This is a genomic window from Streptomyces flavidovirens DSM 40150 (genome assembly GCF_000429085.1).
Lineage (GTDB): Bacteria > Actinomycetota > Actinomycetes > Streptomycetales > Streptomycetaceae > Streptomyces > Streptomyces flavidovirens.
In genome coordinates this window covers 317496-340063 of sequence record NZ_AUBE01000003.1, presented here as the reverse complement: position 1 = coordinate 340063, position 22568 = coordinate 317496, and the positions used below count along the sequence as shown (strand labels likewise).

At 69.5% G+C, this 22568-nt stretch carries 20 protein-coding genes and 1 riboswitch; of the genes, 5 read left to right on the top strand and 15 right to left on the bottom strand.

The annotated features are described in order from the left end of the window. Positions 1 to 48 precede the first annotated feature (48 nt). Positions 49 to 1299, top strand: coding sequence for a glycosyltransferase family 87 protein (locus tag G412_RS0106770; RefSeq protein WP_028811410.1), 1251 nt, complete (start codon positions 49 to 51; stop codon positions 1297 to 1299). Positions 1300 to 1727: 428 nt separating this feature from the next. On the opposite strand, the gene G412_RS0106765 is transcribed toward G412_RS0106770, so the two are convergent. From G412_RS0106765 to G412_RS0106745, 5 genes are all read right to left on the bottom strand, one after another. After that, complete coding sequence (locus G412_RS0106765; protein ID WP_028811409.1) at positions 1728 to 2960, bottom strand: hypothetical protein; 1233 nt, start codon at positions 2958 to 2960, stop codon at positions 1728 to 1730. A gap of 67 nt (positions 2961 to 3027) precedes the next feature. Continuing rightward, positions 3028 to 4104, bottom strand: a complete 1077-nt coding sequence (locus tag G412_RS0106760; RefSeq protein WP_028811408.1) for a C40 family peptidase — start codon at positions 4102 to 4104, stop codon at positions 3028 to 3030. A 254-nt stretch (positions 4105 to 4358) separates the two neighbouring features. Further along, entirely contained in the window at positions 4359 to 5387 is a 1029-nt protein-coding gene (locus G412_RS0106755) for a C40 family peptidase (protein ID WP_028811407.1), read from the bottom strand. Positions 5388 to 5694: 307 nt separating this feature from the next. Next, positions 5695 to 7053, bottom strand: a complete 1359-nt coding sequence (locus G412_RS0106750; RefSeq protein WP_106964034.1) for an NYN domain-containing protein — start codon at positions 7051 to 7053, stop codon at positions 5695 to 5697. 37 nt (positions 7054 to 7090) lie between these two features. Continuing rightward, positions 7091 to 7333, bottom strand: a complete 243-nt coding sequence (locus G412_RS0106745) for a hypothetical protein (RefSeq protein ID WP_028811405.1) — start codon at positions 7331 to 7333, stop codon at positions 7091 to 7093. Between the two features lie 140 nt (positions 7334 to 7473). On the opposite strand from G412_RS0106745, the gene G412_RS0106740 reads away from it, so the two are divergent. Both G412_RS0106740 and G412_RS0106735 read left to right on the top strand, forming a co-directional pair. After that, the gene (locus tag G412_RS0106740) at positions 7474 to 8184 is read left to right on the top strand and encodes a rhomboid family intramembrane serine protease (RefSeq protein WP_028811404.1); all 711 of its coding nucleotides are present in this window, start codon (positions 7474 to 7476) and stop codon (positions 8182 to 8184) included. Then, on the top strand, positions 8181 to 8462 hold the full coding sequence (locus G412_RS0106735) for an Lrp/AsnC family transcriptional regulator (RefSeq protein WP_028811403.1): 282 nt from the start codon (positions 8181 to 8183) through the stop codon (positions 8460 to 8462). The genes G412_RS0106740 and G412_RS0106735 overlap by 4 nt, the downstream gene beginning before the upstream one ends. Positions 8463 to 8567: 105 nt before the next feature. Here the strand turns inward: G412_RS0106735 and G412_RS0106730 are convergent, their stop codons facing one another. From G412_RS0106730 to ctaE, 6 genes are all read right to left on the bottom strand, one after another. Then, positions 8568 to 9941, bottom strand: a complete 1374-nt coding sequence (locus G412_RS0106730) for an aminotransferase class V-fold PLP-dependent enzyme (protein WP_028811402.1) — start codon at positions 9939 to 9941, stop codon at positions 8568 to 8570. Between the two features lie 195 nt (positions 9942 to 10136). Next, positions 10137 to 10253: riboswitch (SAM riboswitch) on the bottom strand. Positions 10254 to 10352: 99 nt separating this feature from the next. After that, complete coding sequence (trpD, locus tag G412_RS0106725) at positions 10353 to 11417, bottom strand: anthranilate phosphoribosyltransferase (RefSeq protein ID WP_028811401.1); 1065 nt, start codon at positions 11415 to 11417, stop codon at positions 10353 to 10355. 164 nt (positions 11418 to 11581) lie between these two features. Beyond that, positions 11582 to 13207, bottom strand: a complete 1626-nt coding sequence (gene qcrB, locus G412_RS0106720) for a cytochrome bc1 complex cytochrome b subunit (RefSeq protein ID WP_028811400.1) — start codon at positions 13205 to 13207, stop codon at positions 11582 to 11584. Beyond that, positions 13204 to 14256: a cytochrome bc1 complex Rieske iron-sulfur subunit gene (gene qcrA, locus G412_RS0106715; protein WP_028811399.1), complete on the bottom strand. Its 1053-nt coding sequence runs from the start codon at positions 14254 to 14256 to the stop codon at positions 13204 to 13206. Before qcrA ends, qcrB begins: the two co-directional genes overlap by 4 nt. Further along, positions 14253 to 15062, bottom strand: a complete 810-nt coding sequence (gene qcrC / locus G412_RS0106710; RefSeq protein ID WP_028811398.1) for a cytochrome bc1 complex diheme cytochrome c subunit — start codon at positions 15060 to 15062, stop codon at positions 14253 to 14255. The genes qcrA and qcrC overlap by 4 nt, the downstream gene beginning before the upstream one ends. 67 nt (positions 15063 to 15129) lie before the next feature. After that, positions 15130 to 15750 (bottom strand): aa3-type cytochrome oxidase subunit III, encoded by a 621-nt coding sequence (gene ctaE / locus G412_RS0106705; protein ID WP_028811397.1) that lies wholly within the window; start codon positions 15748 to 15750, stop codon positions 15130 to 15132. A 217-nt stretch (positions 15751 to 15967) separates the two neighbouring features. Here ctaE and G412_RS0106700 point away from each other — a divergent pair, with 217 nt between their 5' ends. After that, a complete protein-coding gene (locus G412_RS0106700) occupies positions 15968 to 16363 on the top strand; it encodes a hypothetical protein (RefSeq protein ID WP_037647900.1) in 396 nt (131 codons plus the stop codon). 18 nt (positions 16364 to 16381) lie between these two features. On the opposite strand, the gene G412_RS0106695 is transcribed toward G412_RS0106700, so the two are convergent. The 4 genes from G412_RS0106695 to ctaC form a co-directional block, all read right to left on the bottom strand. Further along, positions 16382 to 17641 carry a L,D-transpeptidase gene (locus G412_RS0106695; RefSeq protein ID WP_028811395.1) on the bottom strand — a complete coding sequence of 420 codons (1260 nt, stop codon included), beginning with the start codon at positions 17639 to 17641 and terminating at the stop codon, positions 16382 to 16384. A gap of 112 nt (positions 17642 to 17753) precedes the next feature. Next, positions 17754 to 18152, bottom strand: coding sequence for a cytochrome c oxidase subunit 4 (locus G412_RS0106690; protein WP_028811394.1), 399 nt, complete (start codon positions 18150 to 18152; stop codon positions 17754 to 17756). Beyond that, the gene (gene ctaD / locus G412_RS0106685) at positions 18149 to 19888 is read right to left on the bottom strand and encodes an aa3-type cytochrome oxidase subunit I (RefSeq protein WP_028811393.1); all 1740 of its coding nucleotides are present in this window, start codon (positions 19886 to 19888) and stop codon (positions 18149 to 18151) included. The genes G412_RS0106690 and ctaD overlap by 4 nt, the downstream gene beginning before the upstream one ends. Next, complete coding sequence (ctaC, locus tag G412_RS0106680; protein ID WP_028811392.1) at positions 19885 to 20853, bottom strand: aa3-type cytochrome oxidase subunit II; 969 nt, start codon at positions 20851 to 20853, stop codon at positions 19885 to 19887. Before ctaC ends, ctaD begins: the two co-directional genes overlap by 4 nt. A gap of 306 nt (positions 20854 to 21159) precedes the next feature. Between ctaC and G412_RS0106675 the strand changes: the two genes are divergently transcribed. Continuing rightward, on the top strand, positions 21160 to 22545 hold the full coding sequence (locus G412_RS0106675; RefSeq protein WP_028811391.1) for a cysteine desulfurase/sulfurtransferase TusA family protein: 1386 nt from the start codon (positions 21160 to 21162) through the stop codon (positions 22543 to 22545). Positions 22546 to 22568 lie beyond the last annotated feature (23 nt).

The following is a 22568-nucleotide window of genomic DNA, read 5'->3' as shown; positions in this document are numbered from 1 at the left end:
CCCTGCATCATGTCTCCCTCAGCCCTGCAGGAAACGGACGAGGCGGTCATGACGGGCGCAGCCAGCACAAAGCCCATCGCGGTGTGGGTGCTCACCAGGACCGTGCTGCTGCTGTGCGTCTTCAAGGTGCTGTCCGTGCCCGGCCCCGACGTCACGAGCGACGTCTCGGTGATCTACCAGGGCTGGTACGAGATCCTGCGGACCGGCACCTTCCCGCTGGACGACATCACCTGGCAGTACCCGCCCGCGGCCGCCCTCGCGGTCCTCTCCCCCGCTCTGCTGCCGTTCCTGGGCTACGCGACGGCCTTCTTCGTCCTGGCGTGCCTGGCGGACGCGCTGGTCACCGGCCTGCTGCTGTACGCCGGACAGCGCCCCGGCAAGCGGCTCGCGGGCGCGTGGGTGTGGGTGGCGGGTGTGCCGCTGCTGGGCCCGACGGCGTACGCGCGCTACGACGTGATGGTCACCGGGGTCGCTGTCGCGGCCCTGCTGGCGGGGGCGCGCCGTCCGCGTGTCCTGGGGGCGCTCGCCGGCTTCGGAGCGCTCCTGAAGGTGTGGCCGGTGCTGCTGCTCGTCGGCACGATGCGCGGGCGCCGGACCCGCGCCGCGTGGACGGCGGCGGCCGTGGCCGGGGGTGGGCTGGTGGTGGTGTTCTGCGCCACGATGCCGGGGGCGCTCGCGTTCCTCACCTTCCAGCGCGACCGGGGCACCGAGGTCGAGTCGCTCGGCGCTCTTGTGTTCCATGTGGCCCGGCACTTCGGCTGGCGGGGCGAGGTGCTGCTGAACTACGGCTCGGTGGAGTTCGTCGGCCCGTACGTGCCGCTGGTCAGCACGGCGGCGATGGGGCTGACGGCGCTCGCCTTCGGGTGGCTGCTGGTGTGGCGGGTGCGGGCAGGCGGGTTCCGGGCGTCAACGCCGTGTGACGCGGCCTTCGCCGCGGTCCTGCTGTTCACCACGACGAGCCGGGTGATCAGCCCGCAGTACCTGGTGTGGCTGGTCGGCCTGGGCGCCGTCTGCCTGGTCTTCCGGAGCAGCCGGATGGTGCGGCCCGCGCTGCTGGTGCTGGCCGCGACCGGGGTCACGTTCCTGGAGTTCCCGGTGTGGTTCTCGCACGTCGTGCGGAGCGACGGGCTCGGCGTGCTGCTGCTGGTGGTGCGCAACGGGCTGCTGGTGGCGGCGACGCTGACCGCCTGCCGCCGGCTGTGGCAGGACACGGTGGCCGGCCCGCGCGGCGACGACGCGGGCGCGCTGCCGGCGCAGCGGGCGGGCGCTGCCGAGAAGCCGAAGCAACTGGCGCCGTAGGGCACGCGCCCCCGCTGTGCCCTGGCGCCGTAGGCACGCGCCCCCCGCTGTGCCCTACGGAGCTTCTCCCCTGCCCCGCCGCGTCGCCCCGGCGCAGTGGCGGGGGCGAGCCAGGAGCCGAAGCCGCTGCCGTCGTGGCGCACCGCCTGCCGTTTCCTGCGGAGCCTTCCGCCACGCCGCCCCTTCCCGCTGTGACACTTGCGGCTCCGCCGCGTGCGGGGGGGGGCAGCCCCCAGACCCCCGGACGAACTGGATATCGCAGCTGAGCTCAGAGCTCGCCGCACACCACAAATCCACCCCGTCCGGCGCTCGAAAACCGAGGCCCCGGCCCCATCCCCGCACGCCGTCCACCCCCGAAAGATCAGCCCCGCCCGGTGCTTGAGGGCCGGGGTCTGGGGCCGACCCGCGGCGGAGCCGCGAGATGCGCGTCACGCCAGTCGCTGGCGCGCGTACTCCCGCCACCTCACCGTGAAGTCCTCCGGCGTCGTGTCCAGCACGTCCCGCATCGCCTTCTCCACCGCGCCCGCCCGCCGCCCCTGCCCGCCCACCGCACGGTAGAAGGCCCGCAGCTTCTCCTCGCCCCACTCCTCCGCGATCAGCGCGCACGCCAGCCATCCGCCCTCGTACGCGCGCGCCAGCGCCGCCGCGTCCCCCGCGAAGCCGAAGTCCTTGTCGGCCGGGAGGGCCGCGGGCAGGTCACCCGCCCGTACGGATCGCTGGAGCTCAGGGGCCGTCCGGTCCGCCGTGCGGCCCGTCCCCCGGTACGCCGCCCAGTCCGCGAAGCCCTCCGAGAGCCACATCGGGGTGGCGGCAGAGGTGTGGGCGCGGGTGGCGACATGCGTGGACTCGTGGGTGAGCACGAACTGCTGCCCGAAGTCGCCGAGCAGCGCGTACGCCTCGGGGTTGATGATCACCCGGTCCGCCGGCGCCGCGCCCGAACCGCCCGTTTTCGCCGTCGTGACCGCCGCGATGCCCCGGTAACCGTCCGCGGGAGCTCCCAGCAGCGCCCCCATGCCGTCGAGCGAGGACGGCACCAGGATCAGCAGCCGGCGAGGCCATGGTCCGGGCCAGGCCCGCCCGGCAGCCGGCACCGCACGGTCGGCGGCGTCCGCCATGCCGCGCAGCCGCTTCGCGTCCTGGCCGACGCCGAGGACCAGGCTGCGTGCGCCGCGTACGGCCGTGACCTTGCCCTGGTCCCAGAGCCGGCCCTCGCCGCCGCGCTCCGCCCGCTCGGCGGCGACGTACCAGCGCCCGTCCCGGCGCGTCAGGTCCAGCCGCTCGGCCGTCCTCACCTTCATGGGCGCCTCGTCGTAACCCGCGATCCGGTACCGCAGCTCGACCGACGCGGTGGCGCGCCCCGCGCCCGTACGGTCGAGGCCGGTCAGCCGGTACTCCCAGGAGCGCAGCGGCACGTCGGCGAGGTTCGCGAACTCCCTGCGCTCCGCCGCCCGCAGTCGCGTCGCCGACGGGTCGAGCGACGCCAGGTACGCCGCCTCGTCGCCGGAGACGACGGCCGCCGCCCTGCTGTCCAGCATCCGCCGGATGTCGCGGGCAGCGGTGTCCGCGGGTTCCCGCGGCGTCGTGCACGCGGACAAGAGAAGCAGGGCGAGGACGGGCCCCGTCCACCGCTTCCACCCAGCCCCGCGCCGCCTGCCTGCCATCCTGCCGATCGTACGGGCAAGGCGGCGCACCGGGTCTGACCCGGGTCAGGCCCAGGTCAGACGCTGGTCAGACCCGGGTCACCGACGCGACCGGCATCATGCCGACCGGGTCGTAGCGCACCGGGGCCCCCGGGTAGGGCGCGTGCACCACCTGGCCGTTGCCCACGTACATCCCGACGTGGCTGGCGTCGTCGCGGTACGTCACGAGGTCCCCCGGCTGCGCCTGCTCCAGGGAGACCTGCCGTCCGGCGTACCGCTGCTCCTGCGACGTACGCGGGAGGGAGACGCCCGCCTGTGCGTACGACCACTGGGTGAGGCCCGAACAGTCGAAACCCGAAGGGCCGTTGGCGCCCCAGATGTACGGCTTCCCCACCGCCCGCTGCGCCGCCAGCACGGCCGCCGACGCGCGCGAGGAGGCCGGTGCCCCGCCCAGCGCGGGCGGCGGCGTCTCACCGCGCCCGCCGGAACGCGAGGACCGGCCGGCGAACTCCTCACGCTCCTCCTTCGGCAGCGAGTTCAGCAGCTCCCGCGCCTCCGCGAGCTTGCGCTCGACGGTGCGCTTGTGGCGGGCGACGGCGGCCCGGCTGCGCTCCAGCTCGCCGAGCTTGACGGAAGCCTCCGCGCGCTGCTGGTCCAGCTTGCGCTGCGCGGCCCGCAGTTCGTGCAGGGCGCTCGCCTGACGGGCGCCGATGCGGTCGAGCGCCGCGGCCTTGGCGAGATAGCTGTCGGGGTTCGAGGACAGCAGCAGGGCGAGGGCGGGGTCCAGGCCGCCCGACCGGTACTGGGCGCCCGCCACCGCACCGAGCGCACCGCGCATGTGGTTGATGCGCTCCTGGCCGCGCGCGGCCATGTCCTGGGCCTGGCCGACCTCTTCGCGCAGCCGGTCCGCGAGCTCGTCGGCCTTGTTGAACCTCTCCGTCGCCTGCTCGGCCTGCTCGAAGAGCCGGTCGACCCGCGCCCGGGTGGTCGTGACGGTGGCCGGTGAAGCGGCCGAGGCGGAGGCCGCGGACGACGTGTCGTGGGGGTCGGCGCTCGCCGGGGACGCGACGAGCGCTGCCGCCGCCGTCGCCGCGGCAGCGGACAGAACCGTGACCCGGGCGCTCTGCGTGAGGCCGGACTGTGAGGAACGCCGGTGGGTCGCCACAGGAAGCCGCACTCCTTCCACTGCGTGCAGCCCCCTGCCGCCCGGGCGGGCGGACCGATGGACCGGGAGCTGCGCGAGCAGACAGTAGCGGTGCGATCACACAGCGGCCAAAGACCTCGTCCGGGCGGACACGGGGGCACAGACAGTGACGCCCCGCCGGAGACCAGGTCACCGGCGGGGCGGACAGTCAGCGGGAGTCGCCAGAATTCGCCCGAATGGGCGGTGTCGGCAACGGCCGTTGGGATTGGCGTTCGTCAGATACGCACACCGAACTGGAAGGTGCCCATGTAGTCCATGGACTCGTAGCGCACGTTCGTACCGGGCTTCGGGGCGTGCAGGATCTGGTTGTTGCCGGCGTAAAGCCCGACGTGCGCCAGGTTGTTGAAGAACACCAGGTCGCCCGGCTTGAGCTGGCTCTTGCTGTAGAGCTTCGTGCCGTCGTTGTGCTGCGTGAAGGTGGTCCGGGTGATGGAGACGCCGGCCTGGCCGTACGCCCACTGGGTCAGCCCGGAGCAGTCGTACGCGTTGGGCCCGGTCGCACCGGAGATGTACGGCTTGCCGATCTGGGTGGCCGCGGCGCTCAGCGCGGCGGCGCCACGCTGGGAGGCCGGGGCCTCCTTGCCGAGTTCCACGCGCTCGCTGGAGGCGCGGCTGGCGCGCTGCTCCTTCTCCCGCAGCTCTTCACGCTCGGCGGCGGTCAGCGTGTTCAGGAGCCGCTGGGCCTCGGCGAGCTTGCCCTGGAACTTCTTCTTCTTGTCGCCGAGTTCCTGGCGTACGTCCTCGAGGTCGGCGAGCTTGTCCGTCGCCTCGGCACGCTGCTGGGCGAGGGTGCGCTGCTTCGCCTGGATCTTCTGGAGCGACTCGGCCTGCTTGGCGCTCAACTGGTCGATCGCGCCGGCCTTGTCGAGGTAGTCGTCCGGGTCGGCGGACAGGAAGAGCTGCACGGAGGGGTCGATGCCGCCGGAGCGGTACTGCGCGCTGGCCACCGAACCGAGCTCGCCACGCAGGTCGTTGAGGTCCTCCTGGCCGCGGGCGACCTTGTCCTGGAGGTTGTCGACCTCTTCCTTGAGCTTGTCCTGCCGCTCCTTGGACTGGTTGTACTTCTCCGTCGCGGCTTCGGCCTCGTGGTAGAGCTTGTCGACCTTGGCCTTGACCTCGCTCTTGGTCGGCTTGGGGTCGGCCTGAGCGGTCTGGGACGTGAGCGCGACGGCTGCGGCTGCGGTCGCGGTGAGCACGGTCACACGAGTGCGGCTCGGCTGCTTGGGACGACGGTGGGACGCCACGAAGGCGAGCTCCTTCTTCCTCGAGCCGCCTACCGGGGTCGGGGACGTGATCCCCGGCTCCACGCTTCGGCTCCCCCGCGGAAATGGACCGAATTGCATGGACTCGGCGGTACCTTCGCTGACACCCCGGATGGGCAATCAACCGTTCGAAGGTTCGAGGGCAGACCTTAGTGACCTTCTTGTGATCAGTTCAAATCCTCAGGTGTAAAAACTCTCCCTGTGGTCACAATCTTTACTTACATCACACAGGTAGTAACGGCCACTTGACCGTACGTTTCCCCAATTCGGGCATTACGCCGAGAAGTTATTAGACGCGCGAAAGCCGCTTCAGCAACAAGGCGGACGCGACCGGCCTGGCGCCCGATTTCGCGACCCCGTCGGCCACTTCGCGGTCGGTGGAGGCCACCACCACGGGCCGCCCCGGCGGTTCCGCCCGTACGAGCTGCCTGATGAGCTCGTCCGCCGTCACTCCCGGCTTGCTGAACAGGACCCGCACGCCGCGCGGCGGCGCGAGGAGCACCGGCGCCACCAGTTCCGCCCCGTCGAAGACGCACGTCACCTCGGCGCCCGTCTGCGCCGCGAGCATCGAGAGGCCGCCGAGGAGCCGCAGCCGCTGCTTGTCGAGCGGCATCTGCGGATAGCCGGTCTTGGTGACGTTGTAGCCGTCCACGACCAGATGGCACTGCGGCAGTTCAAGGAGCTGGTCGAGCAGCGCCGGGTCGGTCTCGGAGAGCGCCCTGGCGGCGATGTCCTTGGGTGTCATACGTCCCGGCTCGACGGCGTCGACCGTGTCGGCGGGATGCACGGAAGCGGGCGGCAGAGCCAGTTCCCGGCGCAGCCCCTGGGCGGCGTCCAGCACCGTGTCGAGCAGCAGCCGCACGCGCATGTCCTCTATGCTGCGGCCCTCGCGCACCGCCCGGCGGCTCGCCTCGGCGGACGCCTCCGCCTCACCGAGCCGGGCCCGCAGCCGCCGTGCCTCGCTCTCGGCGGCGGTGACCCGGGCGGCGGCATCGGACTTGAGCGTCTCGGTCTCGGCGTTCGTACGCCGCAGGGCCGCCTCGCCGCGCTTGACGTCGCTCAGCGCGCTGCGCAGTTTGCGGCTGAGTACGTCGGCCTCCTTGCGGGCGGCCTCCAGCTCGGTGCGCAGCCGTTCGGTCTCGCTCTTCGTCTGCTCGCGCGCCTGCGCCAGCTCCGCGCGCAACCGTTCCAGCTCGCGCTGGGCGGCCTCGTCGGCGCGCTCGGCGTCCGCCCGCAGGGCCTCCTCGCCCGCGGCGGCCACCAGCTTGACCCAGCCGGCGGGACGCAGGACGTACGCCGCCGCCGCCACGTCGACGGGATCGGCGGCGGCCGGCGGCGATCCCGACTCCAGGGCGCGGGCGAGCTCCGGCTGCGCCTCGCGCAGCCGCTCGCCGATGCGCTGGCGGAACAGCGCGTCACCCTCCAGCGCCGCGGCCATCGCGTTGCCCGCGAACTTGGCGCGCCGGGTCGGCGTGAAGCGGGCGTACTGCCTCAGCTGGGAGGGAAGTTCCGCGACGGTGAGCCCGCCGAAGGCGTCCGAGACCAGCGCGACGACCTTGTACCGTACGCCTTCGGGCAGGGGGCGGTCGAGCACCTCGGCGGCGTCCCCGGCCGGCCCGGCCGGTTCAGCGCCGCTTGCATGCTCCACAATCCGTCACCCCACTACCCTTTTCGGGCCGGTCCTCTCAGGAGCCGGCGCCCGGCCTGTCCACCAGTTCGATCTGGTCCACCGCGTTGCACCAGCGGCAGCGCACGGACTCGATGGTCTCACTGACCACCTCGCGTTCCTCGACCTTCGACTCTCCGGCCAGGTCGAGATGGACGTACTCGATCACCTTCGACGAGCGGGTCACATCGAAACGCGTGAGATTGCCGCACAGGGCGCAGCGCCACCGGGTCTCGGCAGTCGGCAGGGGAACCGTCGTCATCGTGCGTCCTCTTTCGTCGTGCCTACTGCCCGTAACCCTACGGCCTCACGGGTACCCCCTGCGGCGGGCGGTCCACGGCGCGGGACGGGGTCCGGCGAGGCACTCTGTCCTGGCCGGTCCCGTTACGGAATGATCTGGTCATGATCAATTGGCGGGAAGCGGTCCGGGGACCCGTGGTGACGTACGGCGCGATCGGGCTCTGCTGCCTGATCTTCGCCATCGGTCCTCTCTCGGGGCTCAATCCGGTCCACGGCACGGGCGACATCCTCCTCGCCGTGCAGAGCGCGTATTTCGAGCGCTGGGGGGTGATCCCGAGCGAGCTGCTGAGCGGCGCCCCGTCCGCGCTCGTCACGCCGCTCACCGCCCTCTTCGTGCACGGCAGCTGGCTCCACCTGCTGGGCAACATGCTCTTCCTGTTCGTCTTCGGGGCGATGGCGGAGGAACGGATGGGCCGAGTCCAGTTCGCCCTGTTCTATATGGGCTGCGGCTACCTGGCTCTGGTCACGTACGCCGTCGTGCATGCCGACTCGGACCAGACGCTGGTGGGGGCGTCGGGAGCGATCTCGGCGGTGCTCGGGGCCTTCCTCTATCTCTTCCCCAGGGCGCGCGTGACGAGCCTGTTCCCCTTCCTCTTCTTCCTGCCGCTGCGCTTCCCCGCCTGGATCGTGCTGATCTTCTGGTTCGCCCTGCAGTGGGTGGCGGCGCAGCGCGCGGGATCGGGCCCGGGGGTGGCGTACCTCGCGCACGTGGCGGGGTTCTGCGCGGGCTTCCTCTACGCCTGGGGGCGTAGTCGGCGTACGGCTAGAGTGAGAGCAGCAGCGCCGGCCACCGAGGGAGAAAGCCAACCGTGATCACCGCGATCGTGCTCATCAAGACCAGCGTGGACCGGATCCCCGAGATCGCCGAGTCGATCGCCGCGCTGGACAGCGTCAGCGAGGTCTTCTCGGTCACCGGGACGTACGACCTGATCGCCATGGTCCGCGTGGCCAGGCACGACGACCTGGCGGACATCATCCCCGGCCGGATCAGCAAGATCCCGGGCGTCGAGGGCACCGACACGCATGTCGCGTTCCGTACGTACTCCCAGCACGACCTGGAAGCGGCCTTCGCGATCGGCCTGGACGCGTAACGCCGGCCGGCCGGTGCTCGCCGAAGCGCTCGGCCGCGGCGGCGTGTTCCTCACCGACGCGACCGAGCGGGCACCGCGGATGGTGCTGCTGGGGGCTCAAGCGGGTCAGACCGCCGGGACGCAGCGGCCTTCCTCGGTACGGTAGTTCCACTTCGCGCCGTCCTTGACGAGCTCCTTGACGGCTCCGATGAAGCGGTCCACGTGCTCGTCGGGTGTACCGGCGCCGAAGCTCACGCGGATCGCGTTCAGCGAACGCTCACCCGGCTCGGTCTCCGGCGCACCGCACTCGCCCGGGTCCTGCGGGTCGCTGCCGAGCAGCGTGCGGACCAGCGGGTGGGCGCAGAACAGGCCGTCCCGTACGCCGATTCCGTACTCGGCGGAGAGCGCGGCCGCGAAGTGGGAGCTGTTCCAGCCGTCGACGACGAAGGAGATGACGCCGACCCGCGGCGCGTCGTCACCGAAGAGTGAGAGGACGCGGACCGCGTCGACCTCGGACAGGCCCTCCAGGACCTTCGTCACGAGCTGCTGCTCGCGCTCGACCAGGGTGTCGAAGCCGGCCTCGGTGAGCGCCTTGCAGGCGGAGGCGATCGCGTACACGCCGATGACGTTGGGCGAACCGGCCTCGTGGCGGGCGGCCGTGGTGTGCCACTCGACGTCCACGCCGCCGTCGGCGCGGCGGGCGACCTTGCGCGAGGCGCCGCCACCCGCGAGGTACGGCTCGGCGCTCCGCAGCCAGTCGGCGCGGCCCGCGAGCACGCCGGAGCCGAACGGGGCGTACAGCTTGTGCCCGGAGAAGGCGACCCAGTCGACGTCCAGTTCGGCGACGTCCAGCGGGTGGTGGGGCGCGAGCTGGGCCGCGTCGAGCACGATCCGCGCGCCGTGGGCGTGGGCGGCGGCGGCGAGTTCCTTCACCGGCCACAGCTCACCGGTGACGTTCGACGCGCCGGTGACGCACACGAGCGCCGGGCCGTAGGGGTCGCGGTCGGCCAGGGCGCGCTCCAGGGTCTCGACGGCCTGCGCCGGAGTCCTGGGCGCGTTCAGGAAGTTGACCTTCGCGTCGCGCCAGGGCAGCAGCGAGGCGTGGTGCTCGGTCTCGAAGACGAACACCTGGCAGTCGGCGGGCAGGGCCGCGGCCAGCAGGTTGAGCGAGTCGGTGGTGGACCGGGTGAAGACGACCTGGTCGCTCTCGCGGCAGCCGAGGAACTCGGCGACCGTGGCGCGGCTGTTCTCGAAGAGGTCCGTCGAGAGCTGCGAGAGGTAACCGGCGCCGCGGTGCACGCTGCCGTAGTACGGGGCGTACGCCGCCACGTCGTCCCACACACGCTGGAGGGCCGGGGCGCTGGCCGCGTAGTCGAGGGCGGCGTAGGTGACCTCGCCACCGGTCACGAGTGGCACGAGGACATCACTGCCCAGAACGGGCAGAGCCCCCGAAATGTCACTACAAACGGTCTGGTCGGCGGCAGCGGTGGAAACAGACATGGCGAACTCCCGAAACAGGCAGGCGAATTCCCCGCGCCGACGGATACGCGCATACGCAGACAGGCGGACAGGCGGATACGCGGCAGCGCTGGAGGAGAAAAGAAAAAGGGGTGTGCGAAGAAGGGGCGTAAGGCCCTATCGCATTCGCTTGCTCACAAGAGGCTCCCTGAGAACCAGGACCCCAAGGCTTCGAGGGGTCCGCGCTTGCCGTGGACTTTTCTGTCCACGACCTGGTCTTCACCCGGGGCACCCCGCCACGGACGGAGGGTTGCCGGACAGCAAGCCGGGGCCAAAACGCTGTCACTCATGACCTGCCAAGCATCTTGCCACACGATCAAGACGACGCAAGGCGTAGTCCAGTCTTTGAGATCAAAGGGGCTGGACTGCACCTCGCGTCACACCACACGGCGCTCAGCCGTTGCTGGCCGCCACCCAGCGCTCCAGCGCCGCCCGCGCCGCCCCCGAGTCGATCGACTCGGCGGCCTTCGTGATCCCCGCCGCGAGCTGCTCGTTCAGGGACGCATCGGTCGGATCGAGGGCGACCAGTGCCGCCGCCGTGTTGAGCAGCACCGCGTCCCGCACGGGACCGGTCTCACCGGCCAGGAGCCGCCGGGCGACATCCGCGTTGTACGACGCGTCCGCGCCGCGCAGCGCCTCGACGGGCACGATCTCCAGGCCCACGTCGCGCGGGTCGAAGGCCTGCTCCGTGACCGCTCCGTCCCGTACGGTCCACACCCGCGAGGTGGCCGTCGTCGTCAGCTCGTCGAGGCCGTCGTCGCCGCGGAAGACCAGGGCCGAGTTCCCCCGTTCGGCGAGCACACCCGCCACGATGGGGGCCATCCGGGCGTCGGCGACACCGACGGCTTGCGCCTTCACCCGCGCCGGGTTCGTCAGCGGGCCGAGGATGTTGAACGTCGTCTGCGCGCCCAGCTCCTTGCGTGCCTTCGCGGCGTACCGCAGGGCGGGGTGGAACTTCACGGCGAAGCAGAAGGTGATGCCCGCTTCCTCCGCCACCTCGGCGACACGCCGCGGTGTCAACTCCAGGTTGACGCCGAGCTTTTCCAGAACGTCGGAGGCGCCGCTCGCAGACGAGGCGGCCCGGTTGCCGTGCTTGACGACCTTGGCGCCGGTGCCCGCGACGACGATCGCCGACATCGTGGAGATGTTGACGGTCTTGGCCAGGTCGCCGCCCGTACCGACGATGTCGACGGTACGGCCCGGCACCTCGATGGTGTTGGCGTGCGCGTACATCGAGCGCACCAGACCTGTGACCTCGTCGACCGTCTCGCCCTTGGCGCGCAGCGCGACCGCGAAGCCGGCGATCTGGGCGTCGGTCGCCTCGCCGCTCATGATGCGGTCCATGGCCCAGGCCGTGTCGTCGGCGGAGAGGTCCTTGCCTCGCAGCAGGGCGGTCAGGACACCCGGCCAGGAGCCGGCCGCCACGCTGTCGCCGCCGACCGGGGTCACAACGTTCATGGTCCGCTCCAGGGTCCACAGCCAGTAAAGGATGGCTCCTACCCTATCCAGCCGCGCGGACAGCGAAGAGCCCCGTCCCGACAATGGGGTCTCCCCTGCTCGAGCGAAGTCGAGAGCTTGGGGAAGGACGGGGCTCCTGCTGTGGCGACCTTGTGGGTCGGAGATCAGTGGTGGCCGTGGCCGCTGGTGATCTCCTTGTACTCGTCGGCGGTCGGCTTGGGGATCTGGCTCCCCTCGCCGTAGTAGCCCTTGCTCAGCTTGGCCCTGAGCTTCTGGCCGCGCGTCACCTTGCGCTCGACACCGTTCTCGTCGACCGACGGGCCGATCTCGGCCGGCGCGTACTGCTCGTGTGCCGTGAGGCTGTGCAGCTGCTGCTGGCTGAGCGGCTCGTGGACCTCGACGAACTCACCGTGCGGCAGGCGCTTGATGATGCCGGACTCGCGTCCGTGCAGCACCTTGTCCTTGTCGCGGCGCTGAAGGCCCAGGCAGATCCGCCTGGTGATGATGAACGCCAGGACCGGTCCCACGAAGTAGGAGATCCGGACGAACCAGGTGATCGAGTTGATCGACAGGTGGAAGTGGGTGGCGAAGATGTCGTTGCCGCCACCGAGCAGCATGATCACGTAGCCGGTGACCCAGGCGACGCCCAGCGCGGTCCTGGTCGGCGCGTTGCGCGGCCGGTCCAGGATGTGGTGCTCGCGCTTGTCGCCGGTGACCCACGCCTCGATGAACGGGTAGACCGCCAGCGCCACGAGCACCAGACCGAAGACCACCAGCGGGATGAACACACCCAGGGCGAGCGTGTGGCCCCAGAAGGTGATCTCCCAGCCCGGCATCACACGGACCAGTCCCTCGGCGAAGCCCATGTACCAGTCGGGCTGGGCACCGGTGGACACCTGGTCCGGACGGTACGGGCCGAGCGCCCAGACCGGGTTGATCGTGAACAGACCCGAGATGGCCGCGATGACACCGAAGACCAGGAAGAAGAAGCCTCCGGCCTTGGCCATGTAGACCGGCAGCAGCGGCATGCCGACGACGTTGTTGTTCGTACGGCCGGGACCCGCGAACTGCGTGTGCTTGTGGTAGAAGACCAGGATCAGGTGGGCCACCACGAGGCCGAGCATGATGCCCGGCAGCAGCAGGATGTGGATCGAGTAGAACCGGGCCACCATGTCGTGGCCGGGGAACTCCCCGCCGAACAGGAAGAACGAGATGTACGTGCCGACGACGGGCGTCGCCAGGATCGCGCCCTGCGTGAAGCGGACACCGGTGCCGGAGAGCAGGTCGTCCGGGAGCGAGTAGCCGGTGAATCCGGTGAACATGCCCAGGACGAACAGCAGGAAGCCGAACAGCCAGTTGATCTCACGCGGCTTGCGGAACGCGCCCGTGAAGAACACGCGCATCATGTGCACGAACATCGCCGCGAGGAAGATCAGCGCGGCCCAGTGGTGGATCTGCCGGATGAGCAGACCGCCACGGACGTCGAAGCTGATCTCCAGGGTCGACGCGTAGGCCTCCGTCATCCGGATGCCCTGCATCGGCACGTACGAGCCGTGGTACACGATCTCGTTCATGCTCGGGTGGAAGAACAGCGTCAGGTACACACCCGTGAGGATGATGATGATGAAGCTGTAGAGCGCGATCTCACCCAGCATGAAGGACCAGTGGTCCGGGAAGATCTTGCGCATGTTGGCCTTGGCCAGGCTGTAGATGCCCAGCCGGCCGTCCGCCCAGTCGGCTACCCGCTCACCCGCGGGCGCCTTGCGCTTTTCGTCAGTCACGGTGCTCATCCGCGCTCCCAGAAACTAGGACCGACGGGCTCTTCGAAGTCGCCGAGCGCTTCGAGGAATCCTTCGTCATTCACGCCGATCCGCAGCTGCGGGAGGGCGTGGCCGGCCGGGCCGAAGATGACGCGCGCACCGTCGGAGAGGTCGAAAGTGGACTGGTGGCACGGGCAGAGCACGTGATGCGTCTGCTGCTCGTACAGGCTGATCGGGCAGCCGACGTGGGTGCAGATCTTCGAGAACGCCACGATGCCCTGGTGGGACCAGTCGAGTTCGCGCTTGTCCTTGATGTCCTGCGGCTGAAGCCGGACGATCATCAGGGCGGCCTTGGCGATCTCGTTGTTGAACTCGTGGTTGTCCTCTTCCAGGCCTTCCGGCTTGGCGAAGGTCAGCGAACCCACCGCGACGTCCTCGGGACGCAGCGGCTCGTTCGTGTTCATGTTGATGAGCTGCTTGCCCCTGCCCCACGCCGTGTGGAACAGCTTCTTCTCGGGCAGCGGGCCCAGGTCGCGCAGCAGCACCACACCGGAGAGCGGCACCATGGCCAGCGCGCCGAACATCGTGGTGCGGATCAGCTTGCGGCGGCCGATCGCGGACTCCTCGGCGCCGGCCGCGAAGTCGGACATGACCTTGGCCTTGACGACCGGGTCGGCCTCGATCGGGTGCCGCTCGTCGGCGACCTCCACGTCGGACATCAGGGTGCGGGCCCAGTGGACCGCGCCCGCGCCGATGCAGAAGAGGGCGAGACCGAGCGTCACACCGAGCGAGAGGTTCAGCGCGCTCACGTGCCCGATCGGCCAGACGTACACGATCTTGTCGACCGGGAACGCCACGAAGGAGGCGATGAAGCCGATCGTGGACAGCATGGACAGCGTGAACAGGAGGGCGACCGTGCGCTCGGAGCGCTTGGCGGCCCGCTCGTCGATGTCCTGGATACGCGGCTTGTGGGGCGGCAGCCCCGGGTCCGCGAACGGGTCTTCCGCCACGGCTACCGCGCCGTGCGCGGTGTCCTGCTCACTGGGCAGGTTCTTCTCTGGAATCTCTTGGCTACTCATGACTTCTTGGCCTTAGCGGTGTGGGCCGCGACCCAGACGGCGACAGCGATCAGCGAGCCCAGACCGAAGATCCAGCCGAACAGACCCTCGCTGACGGGGCCGAGGCCACCCAGCGCGAAGCCGCCGGGAGTCTCCGTCTCCTCGCCGTTCACGGTCTTGACGTACGCGATGATGTCCTTCTTCTGCTGCTCCGGCAGCGTGGTGTCGGGGAAGGACGGCATGTTCTGCGGGCCGGTCTGCATGGCCTCGTAGAGGTGCTTCGGGCTCACGTCTTCGAGGCTCGGGGCGTACTTGCCGTTCGTCAGGGCACCGCCCTCACCCGTGAAGTTGTGGCACTGGGCGCAGTTGGTACGGAACAGGTCGCCACCGCGGGCGATGTCCGCACCCTCAGGGTTGTACTGCTCCTCGGTCGGCGTGATCGGGCCGGCTCCGAGGGAAGCGACGTACGCGGCGAGCTGGTCGATCTCGGCCTGCGAGTAGACCTTCTTCTTCTCCGGCACCTGGGCGCCGGGCTGCTGGGCCGGCATACGTCCGGTGCCGACCTGGAAGTCCACTGCGGCAGAGCCGACGCCCACCAGGGACGGGCCGTCGCTGCCGCCCTGACCGCCGGTGCCGTGGCAGCTTGAGCAGCCGACGGCGTACAGCTTCTTGCCCTCCTCGATGGCGAGGGACTGGGCGGTTTCATCGGCCTGGGCCTTGCCCGCGGGTGCGAACGCGGCGTACAGCCCCCCGGTGGCCGCCAGCGCGAGGAGTAGGACGACGACCGCCGCCAGCGGATGGCGTCGTCGTGCGGAGAGCTTTTTCACGGATTACCCCGGTGTCAGGATCTTCTGCGTCGATGGTGCTGGATGTGGGCCGGGTTTCGGACCCGACCTACTTGATCATGTAGATCGTGGCGAAGAGGCCGATCCAGACGACATCGACGAAGTGCCAGTAGTAGGACACGACGATGGCGGCGGTTGCCTGCTCGTGGGTGAATCTCTTGGCCGCGTAGGTGCGGCCGAGGACCAGCAGGAAGGCGATGAGTCCGCCCGTCACATGCAGTCCGTGGAAGCCGGTCGTCAGGTAGAACACCGAGCCGTACGGGTCGGACGAGAGCGAGAGGCCCGCGTCCTTCACCAGCTCGGTGTACTCGAGGACCTGGCCTCCGATGAAGATCGCACCCATCACGAACGTGATGATGAACCACGCCCGGAGCTTCTTCACGTCCCCGCGCTCGGCGGCGAAGACGCCGAGCTGGCAGGTGAGGGAGGAGAGCACCAGGATCGTGGTGTTCGTCGCCGAGAACGGGAAGTTCAGGTGTTCGGCCTGCTGCTTCCAGAAGTCGGGACCCGTCACCGATCGCAGGGTGAAGTACATCGCGAAGAGGGCCGCGAAGAACATCAGCTCGGAACTCAACCAGATGATGGTTCCGACGCTGGTGAGGTTCGGTCGATTGACCGACGGGTGCGCGAGCCCTTTGTCTACTGTCGTTGCTGTCGCCACGACCGACATTATGTCGGTCGCTTATCCCGCCCTCACTCCCGGGGGTGCCATTCGGTGTGTCCATGCTCTGAGAAGGCCCTGTGACCTGAGCCGAACGGCCCATCGGGAGTACCTTCGAAGGCAGATACGAACCCCTGCTGACTGGCTGTCGGACGGAGTAGCATCCGCGCATCGGTTCCTGATCCAACACCGAGCCTTCGAGGGCTCCTCGATGCATGGAGGAACAATGGCCGCCACGGTCCTGGTCTACAGCGACAACGCGCACACCCGTGAACAGGTGCGGCTGGCGGCGGGTCGCAGGCCTGCGGCGGACGTGCCGCCGGTCGAGTTCCTGGAGTGCGCCACGCTGCCGGCCGTCCTCACCGCGCTGAACGAGGGCGGTGTCGATGTCTGTGTGCTTGACGGCGAGGCCGCGCCCGCGGGCGGCATGGGGGTGTGCCGGCAGATCAAGGACGAGGTCTTCAACTGCCCGCCCGTGCTGCTGCTGATCGGGCGCCCGCAGGACTCCTGGCTGGCCACCTGGAGCCGCGCCGAGAGCGCTGTGACCCTTCCGGTGGACCCGGTGGAGTTCGCGGACGCCCTGGCGGCGCTGCTGCGTCGCAGGCTCGCCGTCGAGGCGTGACACCGGCTCGGGGCCCCGTCAGACCTCCGGCCGCAGCCTGGCCGCGTCCACGGGGCTTCCGCCGTCACGGGTGCCGGTGAGCAGGGCGCTGCCCTTGCGCCACTTGTCCCACGGGACGTTCCAGTCTCCGAAGCCGTTGCCGAACGGGTCCATCATGTTGCCGGCGCTGTTGACGACCTTGACGATGTCGCCCTCACGGACGGTTTTGAAGAACCACTCGGCGTTCGACGTGCTCATGCCGGTGCAGCCGTGGCTGACGTTGGCGGAGCCCTGCGAGCCGACCGACCAGGGCGCGGCATGGACGTACTCGCCGCTCCAGGTGACCCGCGTCGCGTAGTAGACGGGCAGGTCGTACGACTCCGCCGAGCCCTCCGCGATACCGACGGTCGTACCGCGCATCCGTACGAAGTACTCCTTGCCCAGTACGACCTTGACGCCGTTGCGGGTGGAGAAGCCCGGTTTGCCCGTGGTCACCGGAATGGTGTTGATCACCTTGCCGTTGCGCAGCACCGTCATCTGGTGCGAGCCGGCGTCCGTGATGGCCTCCAGCCGGTCTCCGGTGGTGAGCCGCAACGGCTTCGTGGGGCCGCCGTAGAGCCGGTCGGCCACCTTGATGCCGTCGAGGGTGCTGCGCACCGTGATCCTGGCGTTGGCGGGCCAGTACTCCTTCGGGCGGAAGTGCAGCTTCTTGTCGTCCACCCAGTGCCAGGCCCCCTGCACCGCGGGCTCGGAGCGTACCTTCAGGGCGCGCTCGACGACGGCTCTGGCCGCCGCGCCCTTGACGGGGACGCTGAGTTCGGCGGTGACGGGCTGGCCGACGCCGTACTTGCCCGCCTTGGGGCCGAAGGTGACCATCAGGCGCTTTCGCGGGGGGACGGACGTCTCGAAGGTGAGGGTGCGCGCACCGGGCGCGCCGTCCTCGTCCTCGGTGGCGACCTTGACCGTGTAGCGCGCCCCTGCCGCCAGTGGGGCGGTGCTGTGCCAGCGTGAGCCGTCGGCGGAGAGCTCGCCCGCCAGGTAGCGCCCTGCGGCGTCGGAGGCCGTCACGTCGGTGATCCGGCCGTCCCTGTTCCTGGCGGTGATCTCCAGCGGCTTCTCGGGGTCCACCTTGGACGTGCCCGTGTCCGCGTTGAAGGAGACCTGGTCCGCCGCGTCGTACGGCGCCGCGGAGAGCGGATGGCCGTCACCGGACCCGCCGCACGCCGTCCCGGCCGCCGCGATGGACGCGATCAGCAGGGAGCAGCTCAGAACCGTCCGCAGTCGTGGTGAATGGGTCATGATCACACATTAGGAACATTTCGCGTGTACGGCGCGCCGGGAGATGCCAAACGAGGGGCCCGCCCACCTGATGTGCAGGTGAACGGGCCCCTCGGGCGTGTCGCGAATGCCGCTACTGGTTCTGGTTCTCGCCCCGGTAGTACTCGAAGACCCAGCCGAAGAGGCCGATCAGGAGCAACGGCACCGAGAAGAACACCAGCCACCAGCCCATGGCGATGCCCAGGAAGGCGAAGGCGCCACCGAGGGCGAGCGAGAGCGGCTGCCAGCTGTGCGGCGAGAAGAAGCCGACGTCGCCGGCCTCGTCCGCCACATCGGCCTCTTTGTTGTCCTGAGCCATGGCGTCGACACGCTTGGCCGTGAAGGCCAGGTAGTAGCCGATCATGATGCTCAGGCCGAAGGCCAGGAAGAGCGCCGTGGTTCCGGCCGGCTCCTTCGACCACACGCCATAGACGATTGCCATGGCGAGGATGAAGATGCTCAACCAGATGAACATCCTGCCCTGGATCTTCACTTGCCGACCTCCTTGCCGCCGAACAGCGCGGTGTCCTTCTGTCCGTGGTTCTCGAGCTGTTCGAGAGCGGCGATTTCAGGGTGGTGCAGGTCGAACGCCGGGGATTCGGAACGGATCCGCGGCAGGGTGAGGAAGTTGTGCCGCGGGGGCGGGCAGGAAGTCGCCCACTCCAGCGAACGGCCGTAACCCCACGGGTCGTCGACCTCGATCTTCTTGCCGTACTTCGCGGTCTTCCAGACGTTGTAGAAGAACGGAAGCATCGACAGGCCCAGCAGGAACGAGGCGATCGTGGAGATCGTGTTCAGCAGGGTGAAGCCGTCGGCGGCGAGGTAGTCCGCGTACCGGCGCGGCATGCCCTCGGCGCCGAGCCAGTGCTGCACCAGGAACGTGCCGTGGAAGCCCACGAACAGCGTCCAGAAGGTGATCTTGCCCAGGCGCTCGTCCAGCATCTTGCCGGTGAACTTCGGCCACCAGAAGTGGAATCCGGAGAACATCGCGAAGACCACGGTGCCGAAGATGACGTAGTGGAAGTGCGCGACGACGAAGTACGAGTCGGAGACGTGGAAGTCCATCGGGGGCGAGGCCAGGATGACGCCGGTCAGACCACCGAAGGTGAAGGTGATCAGGAAGCCGACGGCCCAGAGCATCGGGGTCTCGAAGGACAGTGAGCCCTTCCACATGGTGCCGATCCAGTTGAAGAACTTCACACCGGTCGGTACCGCGATCAGGAAGGTCATGAACGAGAAGAACGGCAACAGCACGCCGCCCGTGACGTACATGTGGTGCGCCCAGACGGTGACCGAAAGGCCGGCGATCGCGATCGTCGCGCCGATAAGACCGATGTAACCGAACATCGGCTTGCGGCTGAAGACCGGGATTACCTCGGAAATGATTCCGAAGAACGGCAGCGCGATGATGTACACCTCTGGGTGTCCGAAGAACCAGAAGAGGTGCTGCCACAGCAGCGATCCGCCGTTGGCCGCGTCGAAGATGTGCGCACCGAATTTACGGTCCGCCTCCAGCGCGAAGAGAGCCGCCGCGAGCACCGGGAAGGCGAGCAGGACCAGAACACCGGTCAGCAGCACGTTCCAGGTGAAGATCGGCATGCGGAACATCGTCATGCCGGGTGCGCGCATGCAGATGATCGTGGTGATGAAGTTGACCGAGCCGAGGATCGTGCCGAAGCCGGAGAAGGCCAGACCCATGATCCACATGTCGGCGCCGACACCCGGTGAGCGGACGGCGTCCGACAGCGGGGCGTAGGCGAACCAGCCGAAGTCCGCCGCACCCTGGGGGGTGAGGAAGCCGGCCACCGCGATGATCGAGCCGAAGAGGTACAGCCAGTACGCGAACATGTTCAGCCGCGGGAACGCCACGTCGGGCGCGCCGATCTGCAGCGGCATGATCCAGTTGGCGAATCCGGCGAACAGCGGCGTCGCGAACATCAGCAGCATGATCGTGCCGTGCATCGTGAACGCCTGGTTGAACTGCTCGTTCGACATGATCTGCGTGCCGGGACGGGCGAGTTCGGCGCGCATGAAGAGCGCCATCAGGCCGCCGACGCAGAAGAACACGAACGACGTGATCAGGTAGAGCGAGCCGATCGTCTTGTGGTCAGTGGTGGTCAGCCACTTGATGACGACGTTTCCCGGCTGCTTGCGCCGTACCGGCAGTTGGTTCTCGTAGTACGAGCCGTCTGCCGCCGCGGCACCCTTGGGTTCGTTGAGGATGCTCACAGTTTGTTCGTCTCCGCATTCCTGGCCGGGTCGGTCTGCTCGATACCGGACGGGATGTAGCCGGTCTGGCCCTTCTCCGCCAGCTCCTTGAGGTGCTGCTGGTACCGCTCCGGGGAGACGACCTTCACGTTGAAGAGCATCCGGGAGTGGTCGACACCGCAGAGCTCGGCACACTTGCCCCGGAACGTGCCCTCACGCGTGGGGGTCACCTCGAAGACGTTGGTGTGGCCCGGAATGACGTCCAGCTTCATCAGGAACGGCACCACCCAGAAGGAGTGGATGACGTCGCGCGAAGTCAGGACGAAGCGGACCTTCTCGCCCTTCGGCAGCCACAGGGTCGGACCCGGGTTGCCGTTCTGCGGGTTCCGCTCACCCGGAGTGCCGACCGCGTAGACGCCTTCGGCGCCTGCGGGGAACTGCTTGGTGTACATGTCCGGGATGGCGTCGAGCTCCTTGGGGAGCTTCACGCCCGTGGCGGCGTCACCGTCCACGTTCTCCACGTAGTTGAAGCCCCAGCTCCACTGGAAGCCGACCACGTTGACGGTGTGGGCCGGCTTGTCCTCGAGCGCGAGGAGCTTCGACTCGTCGCGCGCGGTGAAGTAGAAGAGGACCGAGACGATGATGAGCGGAACCACGGTGTACAGCGCCTCGATGGGCATGTTGTACCGGGTCTGCGGAGGTACTTCGACCTTGGTGCGGCTACGCCGGTGGAAGAAGACGCTCCACAGGATCAGTCCCCACACCAGGACGCCCGTGACGAGCGCTGCCGCCCACGAGCCCTGCCAGAGGGACAGAATAATGGGAGCCTCTTCGGTGACCGGGGTAGGCATCCCGAGGCGGGGGAAGTCTTCCCATGTGTACGAGCAACCAGAGGCGGTCGCCAGGACCACGCCCGCGGTCAGCACCTGGAGCAGCTTCCGCCGCATCGGGCGCCGCGACGAGCGGTCGGAGCCGTTGGGACTCACGTAGCGCCTTCCCGAGAGTCTCGCCCGCGCGGTGGGTCGCGGCCGTCTCGCTGGTCGGTCGCCGGCCCTGACGCGGGCAGGGGTTTGGATGTTTATGCGGACCAAACCCTACTGGACGCTATTTGAGGTCGCGCGGGGAGGGTGCCCAACGCGCCGCACCCCTCCCCGAAGGGGTGGCTTCCCGGTGGAATCCCGGCCTCCGCCCACCGTCTGACCGGCCATCCGGCCCGGTGTCCGCCCGGCTGCCGTCGCCCCTTCCCTGGTGGCGGGGCGCGGGCGGGCGGGGACGGGGATTAGCGTGGCGGTGTGCCCTACTTCGACGCCGCCTCCTCCGCCCCGCTGCACCCCGTCGCCCGGCAGGCCCTGCTCGCCTCGCTCGACGAGGGGTGGGCCGACCCGTCCCGCCTCTACCGCGAGGGGCGGCGCGCCCGGCTGCTGCTCGACGCGGCGCGGGAGGCGGCGGCGGAGGCCGTGGGCTGCCGCCCCGACGAGCTGGTATTCACCTCTTCCGGCACCCGCGCGGTCCACACCGGTATCTCCGGCGCGCTCGCCGCGCGCCGGCGCGTCGGACGCCATCTGGTCGTCTCCGCCGTCGAGCACTCCTCGGTGCTCCACTCGGCCGCCGAGCACGAGGCCGCGGGCGGTACGACGACGCAGGTCGCGGTGGACCGGGCGGGCCGGGTGGACCCCGGAGCGTACGCGCGGGCACTGCGCGAGGACACCGCCCTGGCCTGCCTGCAGTCCGCCAACCACGAGGTCGGCACCGAGCAGCCGGTGGCGGAAATCGCACAGGAGTGCCGGGCGGTGGGTGTGCCCCTGCTGGTGGACGCGGCGCAGTCGCTGGGCTGGGGGCCGGTGGAAGGGGACTGGTCGCTGCTCACCGCGAGTGCGCACAAATGGGGCGGACCGGCGGGGGTCGGGCTGCTGGTGGTCCGCAAGGGCGTGCGGTTCGCCGCGCAAGGGCCCGCCGACGAGCGGGAGTCCGGGCGGGCAGCCGGTTTCGAGAACCTGCCCGCGATCGTGGCGGCGGCCGCCTCACTGCGGGCCGTACGGGCGGAGGCGGCGGGCGAGGCGGGGCGGCTGCGGGCGCTGGTGGACCGGATCAGGTCCGGGGTGGCCGAGGCCGTACCGGATGTGGAGGTGGTCGGCGATCCGGTGCGGCGACTGCCGCACGTGGTCACCTTCTCGTGCCTGTACGTCGACGGGGAGACGCTGTTGCACGAGCTGGACCGGGTGGGTTTCTCCGTATCGTCCGGTTCGTCCTGCACGAGCAGCACGCTTACGCCCAGCCATGTGCTGCGGGCGATGGGGGTGCTGACGGAGGGCAACGTCCGGGTCTCGCTCCCGCCGGGGACGGCGGCGCAGGACGTGGACCGCTTCCTGGAGGTGCTGCCGGGGACCGTGGCGGCGGTGCGGGAGCGGCTGGGCGCTCCGGCTGCGCCTTCCCCCGCCGAGCCGTCGGAGACGCCGTCGCTCGTCGTGGACTCGCTGGGCAAGCGGTGTCCGATCCCGGTGATCGAGCTGGCCAAGGTGATCGGCGATGTGCCGGTCGGCGGGACGGTGACGGTGCTGTCGGACGACGAGGCCGCGCGGCTGGACATTCCGGCGTGGTGCGGGATGCGGGGGCAGGAGTACGTGGGCGAGCGTCCGGCGGAGCGGGGCGTGGCGTACGTGGTGCGGCGGCTGAGCTGATACGGCGGCGGGTGCGGAGTCGT

Bases quoted from the DNA above. Each gene is read 5' to 3' on its own strand.
- G412_RS0106770 (WP_028811410.1), top strand. From the start codon at position 49: ATGACGGGCGCAGCCAGCACAAAGCCCATCGCGGTGTGGGTGCTCACC.
- G412_RS0106765 (WP_028811409.1), bottom strand. From the start codon at position 2,960: ATGGCAGGCAGGCGGCGCGGGGCTGGGTGGAAGCGGTGGACGGGGCCC.
- G412_RS0106745 (WP_028811405.1), bottom strand. From the start codon at position 7,333: ATGACGACGGTTCCCCTGCCGACTGCCGAGACCCGGTGGCGCTGCGCC.
- G412_RS0106740 (WP_028811404.1), top strand. From the start codon at position 7,474: ATGATCAATTGGCGGGAAGCGGTCCGGGGACCCGTGGTGACGTACGGC.
- G412_RS0106730 (WP_028811402.1), bottom strand. From the start codon at position 9,941: ATGTCTGTTTCCACCGCTGCCGCCGACCAGACCGTTTGTAGTGACATT.
- trpD (WP_028811401.1), bottom strand. From the start codon at position 11,417: ATGAACGTTGTGACCCCGGTCGGCGGCGACAGCGTGGCGGCCGGCTCC.
- qcrB (WP_028811400.1), bottom strand. From the start codon at position 13,207: ATGAGCACCGTGACTGACGAAAAGCGCAAGGCGCCCGCGGGTGAGCGG.
- qcrA (WP_028811399.1), bottom strand. From the start codon at position 14,256: ATGAGTAGCCAAGAGATTCCAGAGAAGAACCTGCCCAGTGAGCAGGAC.
- ctaE (WP_028811397.1), bottom strand. From the start codon at position 15,750: ATGTCGGTCGTGGCGACAGCAACGACAGTAGACAAAGGGCTCGCGCAC.
- G412_RS0106700 (WP_037647900.1), top strand. From the start codon at position 15,968: ATGGCCGCCACGGTCCTGGTCTACAGCGACAACGCGCACACCCGTGAA.
- G412_RS0106695 (WP_028811395.1), bottom strand. From the start codon at position 17,641: ATGACCCATTCACCACGACTGCGGACGGTTCTGAGCTGCTCCCTGCTG.